Source organism: Allorhizobium undicola ORS 992 = ATCC 700741 (assembly GCF_000621665.1).
In the GTDB taxonomy this organism is placed as follows: Bacteria; Pseudomonadota; Alphaproteobacteria; order Rhizobiales; family Rhizobiaceae; genus Allorhizobium; species Allorhizobium undicola.
In genome coordinates this window covers 1-20646 of the sequence record NZ_JHXQ01000010.1, presented here as the reverse complement: position 1 = coordinate 20646, position 20646 = coordinate 1, and the positions used below count along the sequence as shown (strand labels likewise).

The window sequence follows — 20646 nt, the reverse complement described above, 5'->3', positions numbered from 1 at the left end:
TAACTCCAATAAACAACCCGACTTCGGCCAAACTATGAACAAAAAAGGGATGGTCAGGCGTTCTTCCTGATCCCATCCCTTCCGATCGCAAGGGGGCGGCCTGCGGGCGGTGGCTCACACCGCCCGCAGGCCGTGACCCTTATCACATGCCCGGACCGCCAAGAACCGTAACGGCGCGGCGGTTCTGCGACCAGCAGGAAATATCGTCGCAAGTGGCGACGGGGCGTTCCTTGCCATAGGAAATGGTCTTGATGCGGCTTGCCGGAATACCGCGCGACACCAGATAGTCCTTGGTGGCGGCAGCACGGCGGGCGCCGAGCGCAAGGTTGTATTCGCGCGTGCCGCGCTCGTCGGCGTGACCTTCGACGGTGATCGGATATTGCGAATAACGCTGCAACCACTGGGCCTGACGGTCCAGCGTCTGCTGGGCGTCGGCGCGGATGGAGGTGGAGTCGGTGTCGAAGAAGATGCGGTCGCCGACATTGACCGTGAAGTCCTGCTTGGAGCCGGGCGTTGCAGCACCTGCGCCGCCCAGGCCGAGTTCACCGGCGCTGTTGGGCATGTTCTTCTTGGAGGCGCAGCCAGCCAGCGCCAGCGCCATGGTCAGCGCGATCATCGCAGGGTTGGAAGCAAGCTTCTTCATGGGGCTCATTGCCAGGGTCACGTTGCGGCTCATGGCCGATCTCCTTGGATTGTCAATTAGGGTTGCCGGACAGTAACCAATTCTGGTTAACCAGAAACCAACGGCTATGGTTAATTTTCAGTGAATTCTGGCATATCCCGCCAGTGGACGCCATGCAAACCGGCGTTTTTGCGCCGAGAGAAAAGAAGGGGGCGAAAGCGCATGGCCCTTTCGCCCCCTCCAATGCCTTGTGGATTACTCCAGAAGCGGCGACCAGGCGGGGTCGGATGCGAAGGTCGGCGTCTTGATCGGCTGCTCGTTATAGCCGGTCAGGTCGATGGAGTAGAGCTGCGGCCCGCCCGAACCTGCGGCCTGACGGAAGAACATCAGCACGCGGCCATTCGGCGCCCAGGTCGGACCTTCATTGTGGAAGCCGCTGGTGAGGATGCGCTCGCCCGAACCGTCCGGCTTCATCACGCCGATGGAGAATTTGCCGCCCGACTGCTTGGTGAAGGCGATGAGATCGCCGCGCGGCGACCAGACCGGCGTGGAGTAGGAGCCGTCGCCGAAGGAGATGCGGGTCTGGCCCGAACCGTCGCTGTTCATCACGTAGAGCTGCTGCTTGCCGCCACGGTCACTTTCGAAAACGATCCGGCGACCATCCGGCGCGTAGGAGGGCGAGGTGTCGATTGCCGCCGTGCTGGTCAGCCGCGTCGTGGTGCGCGAGCGCAGGTCCATCGTGTAGATATTGGCATTGCCTTCCTGCTGAAGGCTCATGATGACGCGCTGGCCATCGGGCGAAAAGCGCGGGGCAAAGGTCATGCCGGGGAAATTGCCCACCACTTCGCGCTGTCCGCTGTCCAGATGCAGCAGATAGACGCGCGGCTGGTCGCCTTCGAAGGACATGTAGGTCACTTCCTGCCGGTTCGGTGAGAAGCGCGGCGTCAAAACCAGATCACGACCCGTCGTCAACATGCTCACATTGGCGCCGTCCTGGTCCATGATGGCAAGCTGGCGCTTGCGGTCGGTCTTGGTGCCGCTTTCGGAAACGAAGACCACGCGGGTATCGAAATAGCCCTTTTCGCCGGTGATGCGCTGGTAGATGGCATCGGCGATGATATGGGCCACGCGGCGCCAGTTTTCCGGCTGGGTATAGAATTGCTGGCCCATCATCTGCTGGCCCGCATAGGTATCCCACAGGCGGAACTCGGCACGCAACCGCCCGTCGCCCTGCTGGGTAATGCGGCCCACCACCAAAGCCTGGGCATTCAGCACCGTCCAGTTCTGCATGTTGGGTGCAGCATCCGGATTGACCTGCTTTTCGATAAAGGCCGCATGATTGACCGGGGCAAACAGGCCAGACCGCTTGAGATCGGCCTCGACCACGGCGGAGATCTGCGCACCAATGCCATTGGCCGACTGGAAATCGGGAATGGCGATGGGCATCGGCTCGACATTGCCCTTGTTGATGTTGATCTCGACAACCGCCATGGCCGGTGTCGCAAAGGCGCCGGCACAGCCGGCGATGACGAGCAGGGAACGGAGGAGTGAGAATATTTTCATTAAGGCAAGCCTTTCAGCTTTTACATGAATTCGCTTGGGTCGAAGTTGACGACAACCTCGGACCAGGCGTCGTATTTATCGGCGGGAAGGTTCTTGAACGGGGCAGATTTCATGATGGCGCGCCGTGCGCCTGCAATCAGCACCTGCTGGGCGGAGGGACTGCCGCCAACGGCCGTCACCTCAGGTTCACCCACCAGATTGCCCGATTGGTCCAGCTTGAAATGCGCGGTCACACGCACATCCTTGCCGTCGGCGATCCCGGCAAGCACCGACCAGTTGTTCTGGATCTGGCCGCGCAGCGCATCCACCTCGCTCTGGCTGAGCGTGGAGCCGCCGGTGGTCTTCTTGCCGCCAAGGGCGGCCTGTTCGGTCGAACGTTTCGCCCCGCCGCCTGCTGCATCCGTCTTGTTGAGAAGGGCTGCGATTTCATCGGCGTTGAAGTCGCTGTTCTGCGATGTTTTGGACTTGGCGGCCTGCTGGTTCTTGTCTGCCTTCTTCACGTCGGGGGCCTTCGCGGCCTCGGTCTGCGGCTTGGGCTCGGCAGGCTTTGGTGTCGGGGTCTTGGTTTCGGCCGGTGTCGGCGGCTCCGGCTTCGGCTTGGAGGCGGGCAGCGGCACGGCGGAGGGCAGGGGAATATCCTCGGCCTTTGCCACTTCCTGCGGCTTGTCGGCAGGCTTGGGCTCGGGCTTTGCTTCCGGCTTCGGCGGCTCGGGCTTGGGTTCGGGCTTTGGCTCGGGCGTGGGGGTCGGAACATTTTTCGGCACGGGTACCGCATCCCTGGAAGGCGCAAGCGCGGTCTCTTCCTTGGCAATGTCCTTGACGTTATTGGTTTCAGTGTCCTTGTTCGGCTGAACCTGGTCCACCTTTTCCGGCGCGGCGGCCACGTCCTGCGTCGGCGGCTTTTTCGAAGGCGTTGGCGGCGTCTTCAGATCGACGTCGTTTTCGCCCATGTTTTCCGCGTTCGGTGTCGTTGCTGGCTTCTTGGTCGGGGTGGGTGCGGATTTCTCGCGCTTGGGGGCCTTCTTGTCGCCCTGCTGGATCTGGGTGATTTCGGAAATCGGAACGAGGTCTACCGGCAGCGCCTCCACATCGGAGACCTGCATGGGCTCAGGCGCACTGATTGTCACCAGCGCCATGGCAAGCGCGGTCACGTGCAGGATTGCGGATGTGACAAGACTGCCTTTCATCGCGAACGATCACTTGTCCTGTTCTTGCAGCGTGACGAGGCCGATATTCTTGTATCCGGCCGCCGAAATCTGCGCCATGACCTTCATGACGGTGCCATAGGCTGCGGCGGTATCGCCGCGCACATAGATGCGTTCATTATAGCCGGTCGTGGCGATTGCCTGGAGCTTGGGAACCACCTCCTCAAGCGCGATGGGCTGCTCCTGAAGATAGACGGCGCCCTGCGGATTGACCGAAATGGTAATGGGCTGCGTTTCGGAATTCATGGCGCTGGCGCGTGTTTCCGGCAGGTCGATCGGCACGCCCACGGTCATCATCGGTGCGGCGACCATGAAGATGATCAACAGCACGAGCATGACGTCCACCAGCGGCGTCACGTTGATTTCGCTGACGGGTGCCCGCTTTGCGCCACCGCCACGGCGTCCGCCGCGACGTCCGCCGCCACCACCGCCTGTTCCTCCTGCCGACATACCCATTGAACGATCCTTCCTGTCTACGCGGCCTTATTCAGCGGCCTGGCGGGGCTGGAGTTTCTCGTCGATCTGGCGCGAGAGAATGGCGGAAAATTCGTCGGCAAAGCCTTCCATGCGCGAGGAAAGCTTGCCCGCCTCGCCGGAGAAGCGGTTATAGGCGATAACGGCGGGAATAGCCGCGACAAGGCCGATGGCCGTTGCAAGAAGCGCCTCGGCAATACCGGGGGCGACGACGGCAAGATTGGTGGATTTGGAGCCGGCAATCGCCTGAAACGAGGTCATGATACCGACAACCGTACCGAAAAGGCCGATGAAGGGGCCAGCCGAGCCGATGGTGGCAAGCGAACCGAGACGGGAGCCGAAGGCTTCCGATTCACGCGCAAGCGTCACGTCCATGGCGCGGTCGATGCGCATTTGCAGGCCGATGGGGGAACGTGCGCCGCGCTCGAAGCTCTTTTTCCATTCGCGCATGGCGGCGACGAAAATGGCCGAGAGCCCGGAATTGTTGCGCTCGGCAAGCGTGCGGTACAGTTCTTCCAGCGACTGGCCGGACCAGAAGACCTGCTCGAACTGATCGAACTGGCGTCGGGCCTTGTTGAAGCTGATGGCCTTGTCGATGACGATCGCCCAGGTCCATACGGATGCGCCCAACAGGCCGATCATGACCAGCTTGACGATGAGGCCGGCCTGCATGAACAAAGCCCAAAGGCTCACATCATGGGTGGCAGCTACTGCTCCTAGTTGTTCCATCGCTCTATCGATCCCAATACCAAACGCCCGGCGCTGAACGCCCGGGCGATCTCAACCGCCGCCTGCCATCTTCATCCACGCGATGAGAAGGTGAGCGGAAAACTGTCTTTGCAGAATGTGCCAGGCGGACTTGAACGAACCGCAAGCGCTACCCCATGCACCCAGCCTGCCTTTTTGCCGCAAATTTTGGTCAAAGGAAGGCGTGCAGCGCACAATCTGCAATGCTCGGATTAAGACTACATTATCGTTAATGATTGGTTAGCATCACGATGAATGTGCCGCCGCGTCAGGGCCCAGGAATTTCATGGCGAGACCCTCGGGCAGGCGGCGCGGCCGTCCAAGGCGATTGACGACGGCAATCGTCACACGCGCCTCAATGAGGCGGCGCTCGCTATTTTCAATGGTCTGACGCAGCACCATCTTGGCGCCGCCGGCCTTTTCGGTCATGGTTTCGATGGTGAGAATATCGTCCATGCGGGCCGGGCTCTTGAAGTCGATTTCCATGCGATGGACCACGAAGACGAGACCTTCATCGTCGATGCCGATCAGTTCGCTTTGCTGGCAGCCCAGGCAACGCAGGTAATCGGTACGGCCGCGCTCGAGAAAATGCAGGTAGCGGGCGTGGTAGACAAGGCCGGAAAAATCCGTGTCCTCGTAATAGACGCGCTGCTTGAGCTGGTGGCAATTGTCAATCAAATGGCCGCTGATGGAGAAATGTTCAGTCATGATGGCGGATCGAATCTGTTATCGGAGTTGAAAATCACGGTTGCTGTACTGAAAGGGCGAGATTTTGGCAAAAGCAATTCACAGCATGATCCGGGTGATCGACGAGGCCCGCGCGGTAGACTTCTATGGCAAGGCCTTTGATCTCGCTGTTGCCGAGAGGCTTGATTTCGAGACCTTCACGCTGGTCTATCTCAGCAATGGCGAGAGCGATTTCGAGCTTGAGCTGACGATCAACAAGGGCCGGCAGGAGCCTTATGCGCCGGGCGATGGTTACGGCCATTTCGCGGTTTCGGTGGCCGATCTCGACAAAGAACACGCCCGGCTGAGCGCGCTTGGGCTTGAACCGGGCAAGATCGTGGATTTCCACCGCGAGGGCGCGCTGCTGGCGCGTTTTTTCTTCATTACCGATCCGGATGGCTACAAGATCGAGGTCTTGCAGCGTCATGGACGGTTCCGGTGAGCGTTACAGCGCCGTGCGTTTGATAAAACGCACGGCGCTGTAACTATTTTGTTCGTGGCATTTTCAGACGGAAAACCGGCCTCCGCTTTTCCTGAAAATGCTCCAGACGTTCCTTTTCCAGCTCGGCGGCAATCTGCGCCTCGTAATAGGCCTTGGGCTTGGCGCCGAGAATTTGCTTGCGGCCCTTCTGGCTGAAAGGCTGGGCCAGTTGCGCGAAAAAACCCTTCGCGATCCGGCCGGTAATGCCGATATGGGTGCCCGGCTGGCGGTCCGGGTTGAAATAGGTGCCGAAGAGCTGGTCGAACAGCACGAGATTTTCGCCGTAATTGCTGTTGCCTTCCCGCAGATTCAGGGAATGGTGCCAGCGATGCAGGCGCGGCGTGGAGAAAACATAATCCAGCGGTCCCGTCACCACATCCAGATTGCAATGGGTGAGGATGCCGATAAAGGCCGTGACGGCGCCCACCCAGAGAAAAACCTCCACTGGCGCACCGAGAAGATAGAGCGGCACCTGGCTGAGCGTGATCTTGAAAACCGAATCGACCACATGGAAGCGTCCGGTATTGACCACCCAGAGCCGCTCCACGGAATGGTGAAGGGCATGGAAGCGCCAGAGGTTCAGATGTTCATGCGCCAGCCTGTGCGCCCAATAGAGCCCGAATTCGGCGATGATGAGCGCCAGCACCACCTGTAGCGGCAGCGGCACATGCACAGGCCAGCCGCCGATCCTGAGAAACTGCGAGGCCGCGAATACCTTGGCCGCCAGCATCGGAAAAACCACGCCCAGCCCGGACAGAACTTCCACCACGCCTTTGGTCAGGAGCGTATGGCCAATGTCGTTCAGGGTCTCGCCATCGCTTTCCAGCCACGATTGCTCGAAGGGCAGCAACCGCTCGGCCAGCGCAATCAGCGCGAAAGTGCCGAGATAGACCAGAACGAAATTGATAATGGGTGAGGCGCTTTGAAAGGCCAGCGCGCTGCCGCTGAGGCCAAGCAGCAGAAAGCCGGGCCATGCGAGGCGGCGTGCCAGAAAGTGAATGTGAGCCATTTCCGTTGTCCGGTCATCGATCCATAGGAACGCTTTTGCAGAAAGCGATGAGCTTCGCAATCCCGCCCGTGCCTTACGGCTGAAAGAAACAGCAATGGTTTTTGTCGGGCACGGGCTGCACGTTCAGGATGTTTTTGGGGAAGCGCCCTCGCGATTAATGATATGGCGGCTCGCTTGCGGCGGGCTTTCCACGAATGCCGCCAGAGGGCGTGGGTGAATGTCATGGCGTTCGAAGCTTTCGGCAAGGGCTGGCACCCAGCGAAATTCAACCTCCGTCGGTCCATCCTGCACGCGATGCACGATCTCGCTTTCATGAAAGGGCAGCGGGGCGAGGCTGTGAAGGAGATAATAAAAACCCAGCTCATGCGCCTGATAGCCCTCATAGGAAAAGAAATTTTCCATGGTCAGCAACAGCCGGTCCACCTGCATGTCACAGCCCAGTTCCTCGTGCATTTCCCGCAGGATGGTTTCCTGCGAGGTTTCGCCGATTTCCGCCCGCCCGCCGGGTAGCGCCCAGAAATCGTCTTTCACGGCGCGCTGCACTACAGCGCCGTGCGTTTTATCAAACGCACAAAGGACGCTGTAACACTTTAAATCTGCTGCATAATTTTCACCTTAAATCGATCCCGATTTAAGGAATTATGCAGTAGAAAATGGCCGTTCTGAAAGATCAGCGCGGCAACGCGAAAGGAAAAGAGCTGCGGCTTGCGATCAAGCCGGATCATGTGGCGGTCCGTTATCATAAGGCGTCCAGATCGCCATCGTCCCAGACGAGATGGCGCGGGGTTTCGGGAAGGGTCTCGATGTCATCGGCAATGAAGAGCGGCGGGATAGGCAGTGCGGCAAGCGCCGCCCGTGTGGCACGCGCCCAGCGGAACTCCAGCGCATTCTTGCCATCTTGAATGCGATGGACGATGTCGCTTTCGTGAAAAGGCAGTGTTTCGGGCAGATGCATGAGATAATAGAGCCCGTATTCCTGCCAGTGCTTGCCCTCGTAATGAAAGAAATTCTCGACGCTCCACAGCAATCGGTCGATGCGCGCTTCAACGCCGAGTTCTTCCATCATTTCCCGCTTCAGCGTTTCGGCTGTGGTCTCGCCGATTTCGGCCCGTCCGCCGGGAAAGGTCCAGAAGCGTTCATGGGCGGCGCGGTGAACCAGAACGTGGCCGTTGCGAAAGGCAAGCCCCGCCACACGCATCTGCCAGATGCGGCCCGGTTGTTTGATGCGGATGCGCATATCCCTGGTCATCGAGTGGATTTTCCTTCCGCTTCAGGCAAGATCGATCACCACGATTTCCGGCGGGGAACCGAAGCGGATCGGCGCAATCGAGCAGCCGAGGCCACCGGAGACGACAAGATGACGGCCATCCTCTTCCTTCACGCCATAGACATAGCGCGAGCCGAAGCGGGACGGCACCACCGGCGTCCAGCCGAACAGGTTGACCTGCCCGCCATGGGTGTGGCCCGAAAGCGTGAGCGCCACGCGCTCCGGTACGCTTGGAAAGATGTCCGGTTCATGGGCAAGCAGAATAACGGGCGCATCGTCTGTGATCGCGGCAAGGGTCGCGGGCAGGTTGTCGAGGCCCCTCATGCGGCGATAGCCGGTGAGATAGGCCCATTGATCCTCAAGACCGGCGATCCAGAAGGGGGCATCCGCAGGGCCGATCCGGGCGGCGCGGTTGGAATAGACTTCGATTCCCGCATCGCGTAGCGCCCGGTGCGCCACGGTTTCCGGCAGGCGCTGCATCTGGGCCTCCGTATCCTGCCACCAGTCGTGATTGCCGCAGACGGCGTGAACGCCGAGCGGCGCCTTGAGCCGCGCAAGGCTTGCGGCCCAGTCCTTCGGTGCGACGCTTCCCGTCACCAGCTTCATGCCGGACATGTAATCGCCCAGCAGCAGAATGATGTCGCCGCCCAGCGTGTTGGCATGGTCGCAGATTTCGGCAATGCGCGCGGCGGGCATCCAGGGTTCGCAGGCGTGAAAATCGGCAAGCGCCACGATGCGCAGCTTTTGCCCGCGCCGCCAATTGCGCGGTGAAAGGCTATAATGGGTGGTGTTGAGGCGCAGCAGCGGCTCCACGCCCCCGGCATAGCCGGCAAGCGTGAGGAGCCCGACGGCCGATCCCGCCAGAATCTTGAAAAAGGCGCGGCGGCTGATCACTCATTCATCCTCGAGCGTCAGGCGAAATTGCGCCGCCTCAAGGTCCTTGGGCGGCACCATGCCCAGATGTTTCCAGGCATTGGCGGTCAGCACCCGTCCACGCGGCGTGCGCTGGATGAAGCCCTGCTGGATCATGTAAGGCTCGATAATATCCTCGATGGCGTCGCGGGGCTCCGAAAGGCCTGCGGCAATGGTTTCGATGCCAACCGGCCCGCCGCCGAAATTGACCGCAATCATCGAAAGATAGCGATTGTCGAGCTGGTCGAGGCCCATATTGTCCACATGCAGCCGTGTCAGCGCCTCATCGGCGATTTCCTTCGTCACGGCTTCGGCGCGGGCCACTTCGGCAAAATCGCGCACGCGGCGCAACAGCCGTCCGGCGATGCGCGGCGTACCACGGGCGCGCCGGGCCACTTCACGCGCGCCCTCATCGGTCATTGGCAGGCCGAGAAGGCGAGCGCCGCGCCGCACGATCAGCTCCAGCTCATCGACGGTGTAGAAATTGAGCCTGACCGGAATGCCGAAACGGTCGCGCAGCGGCGTGGTCAAAAGACCAAGGCGCGTGGTGGCGGCAACCAGCGTGAATTTGGACAGATCGATCTTCACCGAGCGTGCCGCCGGACCTTCGCCGATGATGAGGTCGAGCTGGAAATCCTCCATGGCCGGATAGAGAATTTCCTCCACCGCCGGATTGAGCCTATGGATTTCATCGATGAACAGCACGTCGCGCTCTTCGAGATTGGTGAGAAGGGCTGCAAGATCGCCCGCCTTGGCGATGACGGGGCCGGAGGTGGAGCGGAAATTGACGCCCAGTTCCTTGGCCATGATTTGCGCCAGCGTCGTCTTGCCCAGTCCCGGCGGGCCGACGAACAGCACGTGATCCAGCGCCTCGCCCCGGTTTTTCGCCGCTTCGATGAAGATCTTCAGATTGGCGCGGGCCTCTGCCTGGCCGGTAAAATCCTCAAGCGTTTGCGGGCGCAGCGCCGCATCGAGATCCTCGCCGCGCTTTTCGGGGGTGAGAACGGGGTTGTGGTTCATCATGCCAAACTTTCCTGTGCGGGTGCAGCAGCCAGAGCCTACTGCATAATTCCTTAAATCGGAATCGGTTTAAGGTGAAAATTATGCAGCAGATTTAAAGTGTTACAGCGTCCTTTGTGCGTTTGATAAAACGCACGGCGCTGTAAAGACACTGGCGCCCGGACGGCGCCTGCGGCCCGGCGCCGAAACCCTTATCGCAGTCTTTCATTTTCCGGCGCGGTGTTTCAAACGCTCTTTCGGGCCAAAATCCGGTCGCAAGCCGAGGATAGCGGGCCGGTTCAGCGCGACAATTCCTTCAGGCCCAGACGGATCAGCCTTGCGCTATCGGCATCCTCGCCTGCATTTTTCAGCGCAGCCGCCACCGCATTGGCGGCCTGCTCGCGAGAATAGCCGAGATTGGTGAGCGCCGAAACCGCATCGGCCACCGGGGCTGAGGCAAGACCTTCGCCGATGTCCTGCTTGAGGCCAATACCGGCGGCGGCTTCTCCGGCAAAGGCGGGAGCCTTGTTTTTGAGTTCGGTGACGATGCGCAGCGCCACTTTCGGGCCAACGCCCGGCGCGCGCGAAATCGCCGCCTTGTCCTGCAAGGCTATGGCATTGGCCAGATCCGATGGCGCAAGCGTGGATAAAAGCGCCAGCGCCACCTTGGCGCCCACGCCCTGCACACTTTGCAGCAGCAGGAACCATTCCCGTTCCAGCCTGCTCATGAAGCCGAACAGCTTGAGCTGGTCTTCCCGCACATAGGTTTCGATGAACAACACCACCGCTTCCCCCGCAGTGCCGATGCGCGAAAGCGTGCGCGAGGCGCAGAACACCTCGTAGCAGACGCCATGCACATCGACCAGAACGTGGTCTTCGCCGATCTCGTCTATGGTACCCTTGAGCTTGCCGATCATAGTCTCAACCCGCCATGATTTTTCTGAGCCGCTCGCCGCCGCGATTATGCGCGTGACAAATGGCGATTGCCAGCGCATCTGCGGCGTCGTTGCCCTTGAATTCGGCCTTTGGCATCAGGATTTTCAGCATCATGTGAATCTGCTGCTTTTCCCCGTGACCAACGCCGATCACCGATTTCTTCACCGCATTCGGCGCATATTCCGCCACCGGCAGCCCGGCGCGCGCCGGGGCCAGCATGGCAACGCCGCGGGCCTGTCCAAGCTTCAGCGTGGCCACGGCATCCTTGTTGACGAAGGTCTGCTCGACCGCTGCCTCGTCGGGCTGGTAATCATGGATCACCGCCGCCAGCCCGTCATGCAACTGGCAAAGCCTGGAGGCAAGATCCATCTCGCCATCCGAGGTGACAGTGCCGGAACCGATGAACCGCAGGCTGTTGCCCAGAGTTTCGATCACGCCCCAACCGGTACGGCGCAGGCCCGGATCGATGCCAATGATTCGAATCGTCTGTGTCATGCCCAATCCTTACCGTCTCATTCCCCTGAACTGCCAGCAAAATGTGAACAAAACAAAAACATTTCCCCTGTTTTCCTGAAAGACTTTTGGCAATCGCGGCCGGGCTTCTTAAATAGAGGCCATATTTGCTGCAAAGAAAGTTATACCCATGGCCTCCATTCCCTTTTCCGTTCTCGACCTTTCGCCGGTGGGCGAGGGACAATCCGTGGCCGATGCGCTGGAAAATTCCCGCCGCATGGCCATGGCGGCCGAGGCGCATGGCTATCGCCGTTTCTGGCTTGCGGAGCATCACGGAATGCCGGGCGTTGCCAGTGCCGCGACCTCCATCGTCATTGCGCATGTGGGCGCGGCGACCAGAACAATCCGCATCGGCTCCGGCGGCATCATGCTGCCCAATCACGCGCCGATGGTGATTGCCGAGCAGTTTGGAACGCTGGCGGCGCTGTTTCCAGGCCGTGTCGATCTGGGCCTTGGGCGCGCGCCGGGAACGGATATGCGCACGGCCCGCGCCCTGCGGCGCAATCTGGAGGCGGGCGCAGAAAGCTTTCCGCAGGATATTCAGGAATTGCAGTATTTTCTCGGCCCTGAGCAGCAGGAGGGCGCGATCATGGCCGTGCCCGGTGCGGGAAGCGACGTTGCCGTCTGGCTGCTTGGCTCCAGCCTCTACAGCGCGCATCTGGCAGCAGCCCTTGGTCTGCCTTATGCCTTCGCCTCGCATTTTGCGCCCGATCAACTTATCGAGGCGATCTCAATTTATCGCGATCGCTTCCAGCCTTCCGCGGCTTTGGACCGGCCCTATATGGCCGCGGGGATCATGGCGGCTGTGGCCGACAGCGACGACGAGGCGCGGATGCTGTTTACCTCCGCCCAGCAGCAATTCGTCAATCTCCGGCGCAATGTGCGGGCGCCTTTTCCACGGCCCGTGGCAAGCATGGAGGGATTGTGGAGCCAGATGGAACAATTCGGCGTGGAACACAGCCTGCGCTATGCCATCGTGGGCTCGCCTGCCACGGCGCGGGCACGGCTTGGCGCCTTTCTCGCCGAAACCGGAGTGGATGAGGTCATCGTCTCCATGCCGATCCATGACATCGGCGCCAGGATCAAGTCGCTTGCGCTGTTTTCCAGCCTTGGAGAAGGGTTGATGAATGTGGCGTGATGGCGGTGTTTGCGCCGGTAGCTTGGTTAATGCTCAAGCTTAATGGGGTCTTAACCTTTAGACTTCATTATCCCTGCCGAAGATGGGCATCGATGCACGCCCGAAGGTGGGAGCCATTCCATGATGAAGTTGATTGCGGGTGTGATGCTGGGGCTGACGATGGCGGGAGCTGCTGGCGCGGCCGATCTCTACCAGCCGGAACCCCAGCCGGTGGATGCGCCGGAAGTGCGTGTGGCCGATACGGTTTCAGGCTGGTATCTTCGCGGAGATGCGGCCTATTCCTTCAACAAGCTCCGGGGGGCGCATTTCTTCCAGGGGTCCAATTCCAATGACGTGGATTTCACCACGGCCAGCATCAAGGACAGCTATAGTCTGGGTGGCGGCGTGGGCTATCAGGTCAACAGCCATTTGCGCACGGATCTGACCTTCGATTATCTGGGCAAGGCGGATTTCCACGGCTCGACCAAGGGCTCCTGCGGCGTTTCCACGGCCTGTACCTCCTCGGATATTTCCTCGCTTCAGGCCTATACGCTGATGGCGAATGCCTATGTGGATCTTGGCACCTATGCCTCGTTCACGCCTTACGTGGGCGGCGGCGTGGGCGGTTCCTACGTCAAGTGGAACAAGCTCAAGAACACCTCCTGCGCCGATGACGGCAGCGGCTGCGACGGCACCGTGACGCATGACGGCAAGGGAAGCTGGCGCCTTGCCTATCAGCTCATGGTGGGCGCCTCCGTGGATGTCACCTGCAACCTCAAGGGCGATTTCGGCTATCGTTTCCGCCATACACTGTCCGGCGACATGTTCGGCTATAAGGACAATGGCGGCCCCGGCAGCGACAAGGGTTTCTACAGCCACCAGCTCTATGCCGGTGCGCGCTACCAGTTTGGCGGCTGCGAGCAGCCCGTGGCCTACGAACCGCCGCCGCAGCCTATCGTTTACAAGTAAGTCTGCGCATCCTCTTACTGCATAATTCCTTAAATCGGAATCGATTTAAGGTGAAAATTATGCAGCAGATTTATAGTGTTACAGCGCCGTGCGTTTGATAAAACGCACGGCGCTGTAATCGGCGTTTTTCGTCTCGGGCCCCGGAATTTTCCGGGGTCTTTTGCGTTCGCGCCCCGGCTTTTTCGGTCGGTCTTGCGCTTTTTGTCGCAGTCAGGCCGGGAAAAGGCGCTTGACGAAAAGCGGCAAGTTCTATAGCAACACCGGCGGGACACCTCTCCCCAACGAGAGGCTAATTACCTGGAAGGGTACTCATATGGCTGAGATTCTCGCCCCCGCCGTTCGTCCGGCAAACACTCATTTTTCGTCTGGCCCCTGCTCGAAGCGTCCCGGTTGGTCGCTCGAAGCGCTTTCCGATGCCCCGCTCGGTCGTTCGCACCGCGCCAAGGTTGGCAAGGAAAAGCTGAAACTGGCCATCGACCTGACCCGTGAAATCCTCAATGTTCCCGCCGATTACCGCGTTGGCATCGTTCCCGCCTCCGATACGGGCGCGGTGGAAATGGCCCTGTGGTCGCTGCTCGGTGAGCGTGGCGTGGACATGTTGTCCTGGGAAAGCTTCGGCGCTGGCTGGGTGACGGATGTTGTCAAGCAGCTCAAGCTCAAGGATGTGCGCAAGTTCGAAGCCGATTACGGCGACCTGCCCAACCTTGCCGAAGTGGACTTCGACCGCGATGTCGTCTTCACCTGGAATGGTACGACCTCCGGCGTGCGCGTTCCCAATGCCGATTTCATTCCCGCCGACCGCAAGGGTCTGACCATTTGCGATGCGACCTCCGCCGCCTTCGCGCAGGACATGGACTTCACCAAGCTCGATGTCGTCACCTTCTCCTGGCAGAAGGTTCTCGGCGGCGAGGGTGGTCATGGCGTGCTGATCCTCAGCCCGCGTGCCGTTGCCCGGCTGGAAAGCTATGCGCCCGCTTGGCCGCTGCCGAAGATTTTCCGCATGACCAAGGGCGGCAAGCTGATCGAGGGCATTTTCACCGGCGAAACCATCAATACGCCCTCCATGCTCTGCGTCGAGGATTATATCGATGCGTTGAAGTGGGCCAAGGATATTGGCGGTCTCAAGGCGCTGATTGGTCGCGCCAATGCCAATGCGCAGGTGATTTTCGATTTCGTGGCCGCCAATGACTGGATCGCCAATCTGGCCAAGGTTGAAGAAACCCGCTCCAACACCTCCGTCTGCCTGACCATCTCCGACAAGGACGTGCTGGCGCTGCCCGCCGATGCGCAGGCCGCTTTTGCCAAGGGCATGGTTTCGCTCTTGGAAAAGCAGGGCGTTGCCCATGACATCGGCGCTTATCGCGATGCGCCTGCCGGTCTTCGCATCTGGGCTGGCGCCACGATTGAAAAGGCCGATATGGAAGCGCTGATGCCCTGGCTGGCCTGGGCCTTCCAGACGCAGAAGGCAGCCCTTGCCAAGGCTGCGGCCTGATTGTTTTCCGGTCCCGCGCTGAAGCGGGACCTTTCTTCTCAGTGTTGATCGTTACAAACGAACTCTATCGGAGGCCTCGTCATGGCACCTCGCGTTCTCGTATCCGATGAATTGTCGGAAACCGCCGTCCAGATTTTCCGCGATCGCGGCGTTGAAGTGGATTTCCAGCCGAAACTCGGCAAGGACAAGGACAAGCTGGCTGAAATCATCGGCAATTACGATGGTCTGGCCATCCGTTCGGCCACCAAGGCCACGGAAAAGCTGATTGCCGCCGCCACCAATCTCAAGGTTATCGGCCGCGCCGGTATCGGCGTGGACAATGTCGATATTCCGGCCGCCTCCAAGCGCGGCATCATCGTGATGAACACGCCCTTCGGCAACTCCATCACCACTGCTGAACACGCTATCGCGCTGATGTTTGCCGTGGCCCGCCAGCTTCCCGCCGCCGACACCTCCACCCAGGCGGGCAAGTGGGAAAAGTCCAAGTTCATGGGCGTTGAAATCACCGGCAAGACGCTGGGCGTGATCGGTGCCGGCAATATCGGCTCCATCGTCTGCTCGCGCGCCATTGGCCTGAAAATGCATGTCATCGCCTATGACCCCTTCCTGTCGGCCGAACGCGCCCAGGAAATGGGCGTGACCAAGGTGGAACTGGACGAGCTGCTGGCCCAGGCCGATTTCATCACCCTGCATGTGCCGATGACCGACAAGACGCGCGGCATCATCAACGCGCAAGCCCTTGCCAAGACCAAGCCGGGCGTTCGCATCATCAACTGCGCCCGTGGCGGCCTTGTGGATGAGGCAGCTCTTGCCGATGCCATCAAGTCCGGCCATGTCGCAGGCGCCGGTTTCGACGTGTTCGAAGTCGAGCCCGCCACCGAAAGCCCGCTGTTTGGCCTGCCCAACGTGGTTTGCACGCCGCATCTTGGCGCCTCCACCACGGAAGCCCAGGAAAATGTCGCCCTTCAGGTGGCCGAGCAGATGTCGGACTATCTGATGAAGGGTGCCGTCTCCAACGCCATCAACATGCCGTCGATCACGGCGGAAGAAGCGCCGATCCTCAAGCCCTTCATCAAGCTTGCCGATGTGCTGGGCGCCTTTGTGGGTCAGGTGAACGACAGCCCGATCAAGGAAATCGAAATCCTTTACGACGGTGACACCGCCAGGATGAACACCCGCGCGCTGACCTCTGCGCTGCTGGCTGGCCTGATCCGTCCGCAGGTTGCCGATGTCAACATGGTGTCCGCGCCGATCATGGTGAAGGAAAAGGGCATCGTGCTTTCGGAAGTCAAGCGCGACAAGACCGGCGTTTACGACGGCTTCATCAAGCTGACGGTGAAGACCGACAAGCAGGTGCGCTCCGTTGCCGGAACGGTCTTCTCGGATGGCAAGCCGCGCTTCATCCAGATCAAGGGCATCAACATGGATGCCGATGTCGGCAGCCACATGATCTACATCACCAACACCGACGTTCCGGGCATGATCGGCTTCATGGGGACGACGCTGGGTGACGCCAAGGTCAACATCGCCAACTTCCAGCTCGGTCGCGAAAAGGAAGGCGGCGACGCCATCGCGCTTCTTTATGTCGATGGTCCGGTAGAGCAGGCCGTTCTCGACAAGCTCACCGCCAATGCCGCCATCAAGCAGGCCAAGCTCCTGACGTTTGCGGTGGAGTAAGCCTGCCTGCGCTCTGCTGATGCAGCCCGCCCGTCCTTTCGGACAGGCGGGCTTTTTGCATTTGGCAAACTGTCGCAGGGCGGGATGTCGCATTGAACCTTTTTATTTCCGTTCTAGTTTGCCTTTGATCAAGAGATGCGTCACTCTTTCGTCAGGGAAGAGGCGTTGCCCGTCAGGTCATCCTGTGGGCGCTGCACATATTTGGAAAGGGCAGGAGCATGTTCGACACGCTCGACGCGGTGTTGCTGGCGCGGATCCAGTTTGCCTTCACGGTTTCCTTCCACATCATCTTTCCGGCCTTTTCCATCGGGCTTGCGAGCTATCTTGCCGTTTTGAACGGGCTCTATCTCTGGAAGAAGGATGACGTCTATCTGGAGTTGTTCAATTTCTGGAAGACGATTTTCGCGGTTGCCTTCGGCATGGGCGTGGTGTCGGGCATCGTCATGTCCTACCAGTTCGGCACCAATTGGTCGGTGTTTTCCGATAAGGCAGGCCCGGTTATCGGCCCCCTGATGGGCTATGAGGTGCTGACGGCCTTCTTTCTCGAAGCAGGCTTTCTGGGGGTCATGCTGTTCGGGCTGAAGCGGGTCGGGCCGGGCCTGCATTTTTTCGCCACCTGCATGGTGGCCTTCGGAACGTTGATTTCGGCAACATGGATTCTGGCGGTGAATTCATGGATGCAGACACCGGCAGGCTTCGGTTTCAACGACAAGGGCCAGTTCATCCCGCTCGACTGGTGGCAGATCATCTTCAATCCGTCCTTCCCCTATCGGTTGGTGCATATGGTGCTGGCGGCCTATCTCACCACGGCGCTGGTGGTGGGCGCCTGCGGCGGCTGGCACCTGTTGCGGGGAACGGCGCCGCGCCGGGCGGGAAGAATGTTTTCCATGGCCATGGGCATGGTTGCGGTGGTGGCGCCCATCCAGATTTTTGCCGGTGACATGCACGGCCTCAATACGCTGGAACACCAGCCTGCAAAGGTCATGGGCATGGAAGGGCATTTCCAGAGCCATGCGGAAGGTGCACCGCTCATTCTGTTTGGCATTCCCAATCAGGCCGAACAGCGCATGGATTATGCAATCCAGATTCCCAAGCTTTCCAGCCTCATCCTCAAGCATGACCTCAATGCGCCGCTGGCAGGGCTCGATACCATTCCACGCGAATTGCAGCCGCCGGTTGGCGTGATCTTCTGGTCGTTCCGGGTCATGGTGGGGCTTGGCTTTGCCATGCTGGGCCTTGGATTGTGGAGCCTGTGGTGTCGCTATCGCGGGACGCTGAAGGCCGCCCCCTGGCTGCACCGCGCGGCGGTGGCCATGGGGCCGACGGGCTTTGTGGCGGTGCTGGCCGGATGGATCACCACGGAAGTGGGGCGCCAGCCCTTCACGGTTTATGGGCATTTGCTGACCGCGCAGTCGCATTCGCCGCTGGCCGCACCTGCCGTGGCGACGTCGCTGGTGCTGTTCATTCTGGTCTATTTCTTCGTGTTCGGCGCTGGCACCTTCTACATCCTGAGGCTCATGGCGCGGCTGCCGCGCGATCCCACGCCGGAACTGGGCGAGGCACCCCTTCGTACGGCAGGCATTGCACCCGGCCCGGTCACGCAGGCACATCATGGAGGTTCCCATGCCCATTGATTATCCCTTCATCTGGGCCGCAATCATCGCCTTTGCCGTACTGGCCTATGTGGTGCTCGACGGTTTCGATCTCGGCATCGGCATTCTCTTCCCCTTCTTCAAGGACGAGCATGAGCGTGACCTGATGGTGAATTCCGTCGCACCCGTCTGGGATGGCAATGAAACCTGGCTGGTTCTGGGCGGTGGCGGCTTGCTGGCGGTGTTTCCCCTGGCCTATGCCACGATCCTGCCAGCGCTTTACATGCCCATCATCCTCATGCTGCTCGGGCTGATTTTCCGGGGGGTCGCCTTCGAATACCGCTGGCGCACAAAACGCTGGAAGCGGGTGTGGGATGTCGGCTTTGCCGGTGGTTCCGCCCTGGCGGGTTTGTGCCAGGGCATTGCACTGGGGGCGTTGGTACAGGGCATTCCCGTCGAAAACCGCGCCTATTCCGGCGGATGGTGGGATTGGCTGACGCCGTTTTCACTGGCAACCGGCGTGGCTCTCGTGTGTGGCTACGGCCTGCTTGGGGCAACCTGGCTTGTTTTCCGCACTCTCGGTCCCATTCAGGAGCGCGCGCGGCGCTATGCGCTGCCGCTGGCGATTGCCACCGTCGCTTCCATGGCGGTTTTCAGCCTTTGGACGCCATGGCTCAAACCGCAATATCTGGATCGGTGGTTCGGCTATCCTACGGCGCTTTTCACCGTTCTGGTGCCGCTTATGGTGCTGGCCTGCCTCTACGGCGTGTTTCGCGGGCTGCAAGGTTCGCGTGACTGGCTGCCCTTCGTTGCGTCGCTGGCACTCTTCGTTCTGGGCTATGTCGGGATCGGCATCAGCTTCTATCCCTATATCGTGCCGACGGCCCTGACGATCTGGGAGGCGGCGGCGCCCGATGCCAGCCTGAAATTCCTGCTGGTAGGGGCCGTCGTGCTCGTGCCGATCATTCTTGTCTATACCGCTTATGCCTATTGGGTCTTTCGCGGGAAAATCGATCCGGAGGAGGGCTATCATTGAGCGAGCAACAGGCAGATCGGACTGGAACGGAACGAAAAGGCCTGGGCGTCAGGCTTGGCTGGTTCGTGCTGTTCTGGCTTGCGGGGGTTGGCGTGGTGGGCATGGTGGCGCTGTCGATCAAACTCTCGTTAGGAGCCTGAGAATTTCGGCCTGAAATGCCCTAGCGCCCTTCAAATGGCCGGTCGCTCTCCCCATATGCCGCCTATTCAGGGGCATTCGGAGGAAGAACGACATCATGTCACGTATGACGAAACTATTGAGTATTGCAGCGCTGGGCATGGCCGTGAGCCTTGCCGCCGTCGATTACGCCGAGGCGCGTCGCGCAGGCAGCTCCGGTAGTTTTGGCAGCCGCGGCACGCGCACCTATTCCGCGCCGCCTGTCACCTCCACCGCACCGACGACGGCTGCCCCCATCCAGCGCAGCATGACGCCCAACACGCCGCAATCGGGTTATAGCCAGCCCTATGGCCAGCCGCAACGCGGCGGCTTGTTCGGCGGTTTTGGCGGCTCGCTGATGGGCGGTCTGCTGATGGGCGGTCTGTTCGGCATGTTGCTCGGCAGCGGTTTTGGCGGCGGGGCAGGCATGTTGGGCTTTCTCTTCCAGATGTTGCTGATTGGCGGCGCGATCATGCTGGCCATGCGTTTCTTCGGCCGCAAGCACGAAGCCTCCGCCTATTCCGGGCCGTCGGCCCGCATGGGGGCTGCTCCCCCGCAGCCGGGCGCGGGCTTTGGCTTTCCGGGCATGGGGTCCATGGCGGGGGCAAGCCGCGCCAAGGCGGGCAGCGATGGCGTGGGCATCAAGCCCGCCGATCTCGACACCTTCGAGGAGCTGTTGAAGGAAATGCAGCGCGCCTATGGTGCCGAGGATTATTCGGCGCTTCGCCGCATCACCACACCGGAGGCCATGTCCTATCTGGCGGAGGAACTGGGCGATCACGCCACGCGCGGCCTTCGCAATGAGGTTAAGGACGTGCGCCTGCTGCAAGGCGACCTTGCCGAAGCCTGGCGCGAAGGCAATGTGGACTATGCCACCGTCGCCATGCGCTACGAGGCGGTGGATGTGATGCGCAATCGAACCACGGGCGCGCTGGTGGAGGGTGAAAGCGAGCATCCGCAGGAGAGTGTCGAAGTCTGGACTTTCGTCCGCCGTCCGGGTGCTGGCTGGGTCATCTCGGCAATCCAGTCGGCCTGATCGCGGCAATGTCGGTTTTACAGCGCCGTGCGTTTTATCAAACGCCACAGTACGCGACGCTGAGGCATGTGGCGTGGCCTACCCCCCTCTGCCTTGCCAGGCATCTCCCCCTCAAGG

Annotated in this window: 22 protein-coding genes; 9 read left to right on the top strand and 13 right to left on the bottom strand. The window is 60.5% G+C overall.

What is annotated here, in order from left to right:
• Positions 1-142 precede the first annotated feature (142 nt).
• The 6 genes from pal to ybgC all read right to left on the bottom strand — a co-directional run bounded on the left by pal (position 143) and on the right by ybgC (position 5319).
• A complete protein-coding gene (gene pal, locus T424_RS0111700) occupies positions 143-676 on the bottom strand; it encodes a peptidoglycan-associated lipoprotein Pal (protein ID WP_027487899.1) in 534 nt (177 codons plus the stop codon).
• A 201-nt stretch (positions 677-877) separates the two neighbouring features.
• Positions 878-2185, bottom strand: coding sequence for a Tol-Pal system beta propeller repeat protein TolB (gene tolB, locus T424_RS0111695; RefSeq protein ID WP_027487898.1), 1308 nt, complete (start codon positions 2183-2185; stop codon positions 878-880).
• 20 nt (positions 2186-2205) lie between these two features.
• On the bottom strand, positions 2206-3372 hold the full coding sequence (locus T424_RS0111690) for an SPOR domain-containing protein (RefSeq protein WP_027487897.1): 1167 nt from the start codon (positions 3370-3372) through the stop codon (positions 2206-2208).
• 9 nt (positions 3373-3381) lie between these two features.
• The gene (gene tolR / locus T424_RS0111685; protein ID WP_027487896.1) at positions 3382-3846 is read right to left on the bottom strand and encodes a protein TolR; all 465 of its coding nucleotides are present in this window, start codon (positions 3844-3846) and stop codon (positions 3382-3384) included.
• A 27-nt stretch (positions 3847-3873) separates the two neighbouring features.
• On the bottom strand, positions 3874-4593 hold the full coding sequence (gene tolQ, locus T424_RS0111680; protein ID WP_027487895.1) for a protein TolQ: 720 nt from the start codon (positions 4591-4593) through the stop codon (positions 3874-3876).
• A 264-nt stretch (positions 4594-4857) separates the two neighbouring features.
• Complete coding sequence (gene ybgC / locus T424_RS0111675) at positions 4858-5319, bottom strand: tol-pal system-associated acyl-CoA thioesterase (RefSeq protein WP_027487894.1); 462 nt, start codon at positions 5317-5319, stop codon at positions 4858-4860.
• A 64-nt stretch (positions 5320-5383) separates the two neighbouring features.
• Between ybgC and T424_RS0111670 the strand changes: the two genes are divergently transcribed.
• Complete coding sequence (locus tag T424_RS0111670) at positions 5384-5779, top strand: VOC family protein (protein ID WP_027487893.1); 396 nt, start codon at positions 5384-5386, stop codon at positions 5777-5779.
• 43 nt (positions 5780-5822) lie between these two features.
• Here T424_RS0111670 and T424_RS20845 read toward each other — a convergent pair whose 3' ends face one another.
• From T424_RS20845 to ruvC, 7 genes are all read right to left on the bottom strand, one after another.
• A complete protein-coding gene (locus T424_RS20845) occupies positions 5823-6827 on the bottom strand; it encodes a sterol desaturase family protein (protein WP_084268485.1) in 1005 nt (334 codons plus the stop codon).
• A 123-nt stretch (positions 6828-6950) separates the two neighbouring features.
• On the bottom strand, positions 6951-7358 hold the full coding sequence (locus tag T424_RS20840; RefSeq protein ID WP_407921394.1) for an NUDIX hydrolase: 408 nt from the start codon (positions 7356-7358) through the stop codon (positions 6951-6953).
• A gap of 208 nt (positions 7359-7566) precedes the next feature.
• The gene (locus tag T424_RS0111655) at positions 7567-8076 is read right to left on the bottom strand and encodes an NUDIX hydrolase (protein ID WP_027487892.1); all 510 of its coding nucleotides are present in this window, start codon (positions 8074-8076) and stop codon (positions 7567-7569) included.
• 21 nt (positions 8077-8097) lie between these two features.
• The gene (locus T424_RS0111650; protein ID WP_027487891.1) at positions 8098-8988 is read right to left on the bottom strand and encodes a metallophosphoesterase; all 891 of its coding nucleotides are present in this window, start codon (positions 8986-8988) and stop codon (positions 8098-8100) included.
• A complete protein-coding gene (gene ruvB / locus T424_RS0111645; protein ID WP_027487890.1) occupies positions 8989-10029 on the bottom strand; it encodes a Holliday junction branch migration DNA helicase RuvB in 1041 nt (346 codons plus the stop codon).
• Positions 10030-10304: 275 nt separating this feature from the next.
• Positions 10305-10922, bottom strand: a complete 618-nt coding sequence (ruvA, locus tag T424_RS0111640; RefSeq protein WP_027487889.1) for a Holliday junction branch migration protein RuvA — start codon at positions 10920-10922, stop codon at positions 10305-10307.
• 4 nt (positions 10923-10926) lie between these two features.
• The gene (gene ruvC, locus T424_RS0111635; protein ID WP_027487888.1) at positions 10927-11436 is read right to left on the bottom strand and encodes a crossover junction endodeoxyribonuclease RuvC; all 510 of its coding nucleotides are present in this window, start codon (positions 11434-11436) and stop codon (positions 10927-10929) included.
• Positions 11437-11584: 148 nt separating this feature from the next.
• On the opposite strand from ruvC, the gene T424_RS0111630 reads away from it, so the two are divergent.
• The 8 genes from T424_RS0111630 (at position 11585) to T424_RS0111595 (ending at position 20529) form a co-directional block, all read left to right on the top strand.
• On the top strand, positions 11585-12592 hold the full coding sequence (locus tag T424_RS0111630) for an LLM class flavin-dependent oxidoreductase (RefSeq protein ID WP_037067508.1): 1008 nt from the start codon (positions 11585-11587) through the stop codon (positions 12590-12592).
• A gap of 120 nt (positions 12593-12712) precedes the next feature.
• Positions 12713-13540, top strand: a complete 828-nt coding sequence (locus tag T424_RS0111625; RefSeq protein WP_027487886.1) for an outer membrane protein — start codon at positions 12713-12715, stop codon at positions 13538-13540.
• A 313-nt stretch (positions 13541-13853) separates the two neighbouring features.
• Positions 13854-15032 carry a phosphoserine transaminase gene (locus T424_RS0111620; protein ID WP_027487885.1) on the top strand — a complete coding sequence of 393 codons (1179 nt, stop codon included), beginning with the start codon at positions 13854-13856 and terminating at the stop codon, positions 15030-15032.
• An 81-nt stretch (positions 15033-15113) separates the two neighbouring features.
• Positions 15114-16709, top strand: coding sequence for a phosphoglycerate dehydrogenase (gene serA, locus T424_RS0111615; RefSeq protein ID WP_027487884.1), 1596 nt, complete (start codon positions 15114-15116; stop codon positions 16707-16709).
• Between the two features lie 218 nt (positions 16710-16927).
• On the top strand, positions 16928-18343 hold the full coding sequence (locus T424_RS0111610; RefSeq protein WP_027487883.1) for a cytochrome ubiquinol oxidase subunit I: 1416 nt from the start codon (positions 16928-16930) through the stop codon (positions 18341-18343).
• Positions 18333-19337, top strand: a complete 1005-nt coding sequence (cydB, locus tag T424_RS0111605) for a cytochrome d ubiquinol oxidase subunit II (RefSeq protein ID WP_027487882.1) — start codon at positions 18333-18335, stop codon at positions 19335-19337. Before T424_RS0111610 ends, cydB begins: the two co-directional genes overlap by 11 nt.
• Positions 19334-19477 (top strand): hypothetical protein, encoded by a 144-nt coding sequence (locus T424_RS22865; protein ID WP_154664890.1) that lies wholly within the window; start codon positions 19334-19336, stop codon positions 19475-19477. Before cydB ends, T424_RS22865 begins: the two co-directional genes overlap by 4 nt.
• 95 nt (positions 19478-19572) lie before the next feature.
• A complete protein-coding gene (locus T424_RS0111595; RefSeq protein WP_037067505.1) occupies positions 19573-20529 on the top strand; it encodes a Tim44 domain-containing protein in 957 nt (318 codons plus the stop codon).
• The last annotated feature ends 117 nt before the right edge of the window (positions 20530-20646 follow it).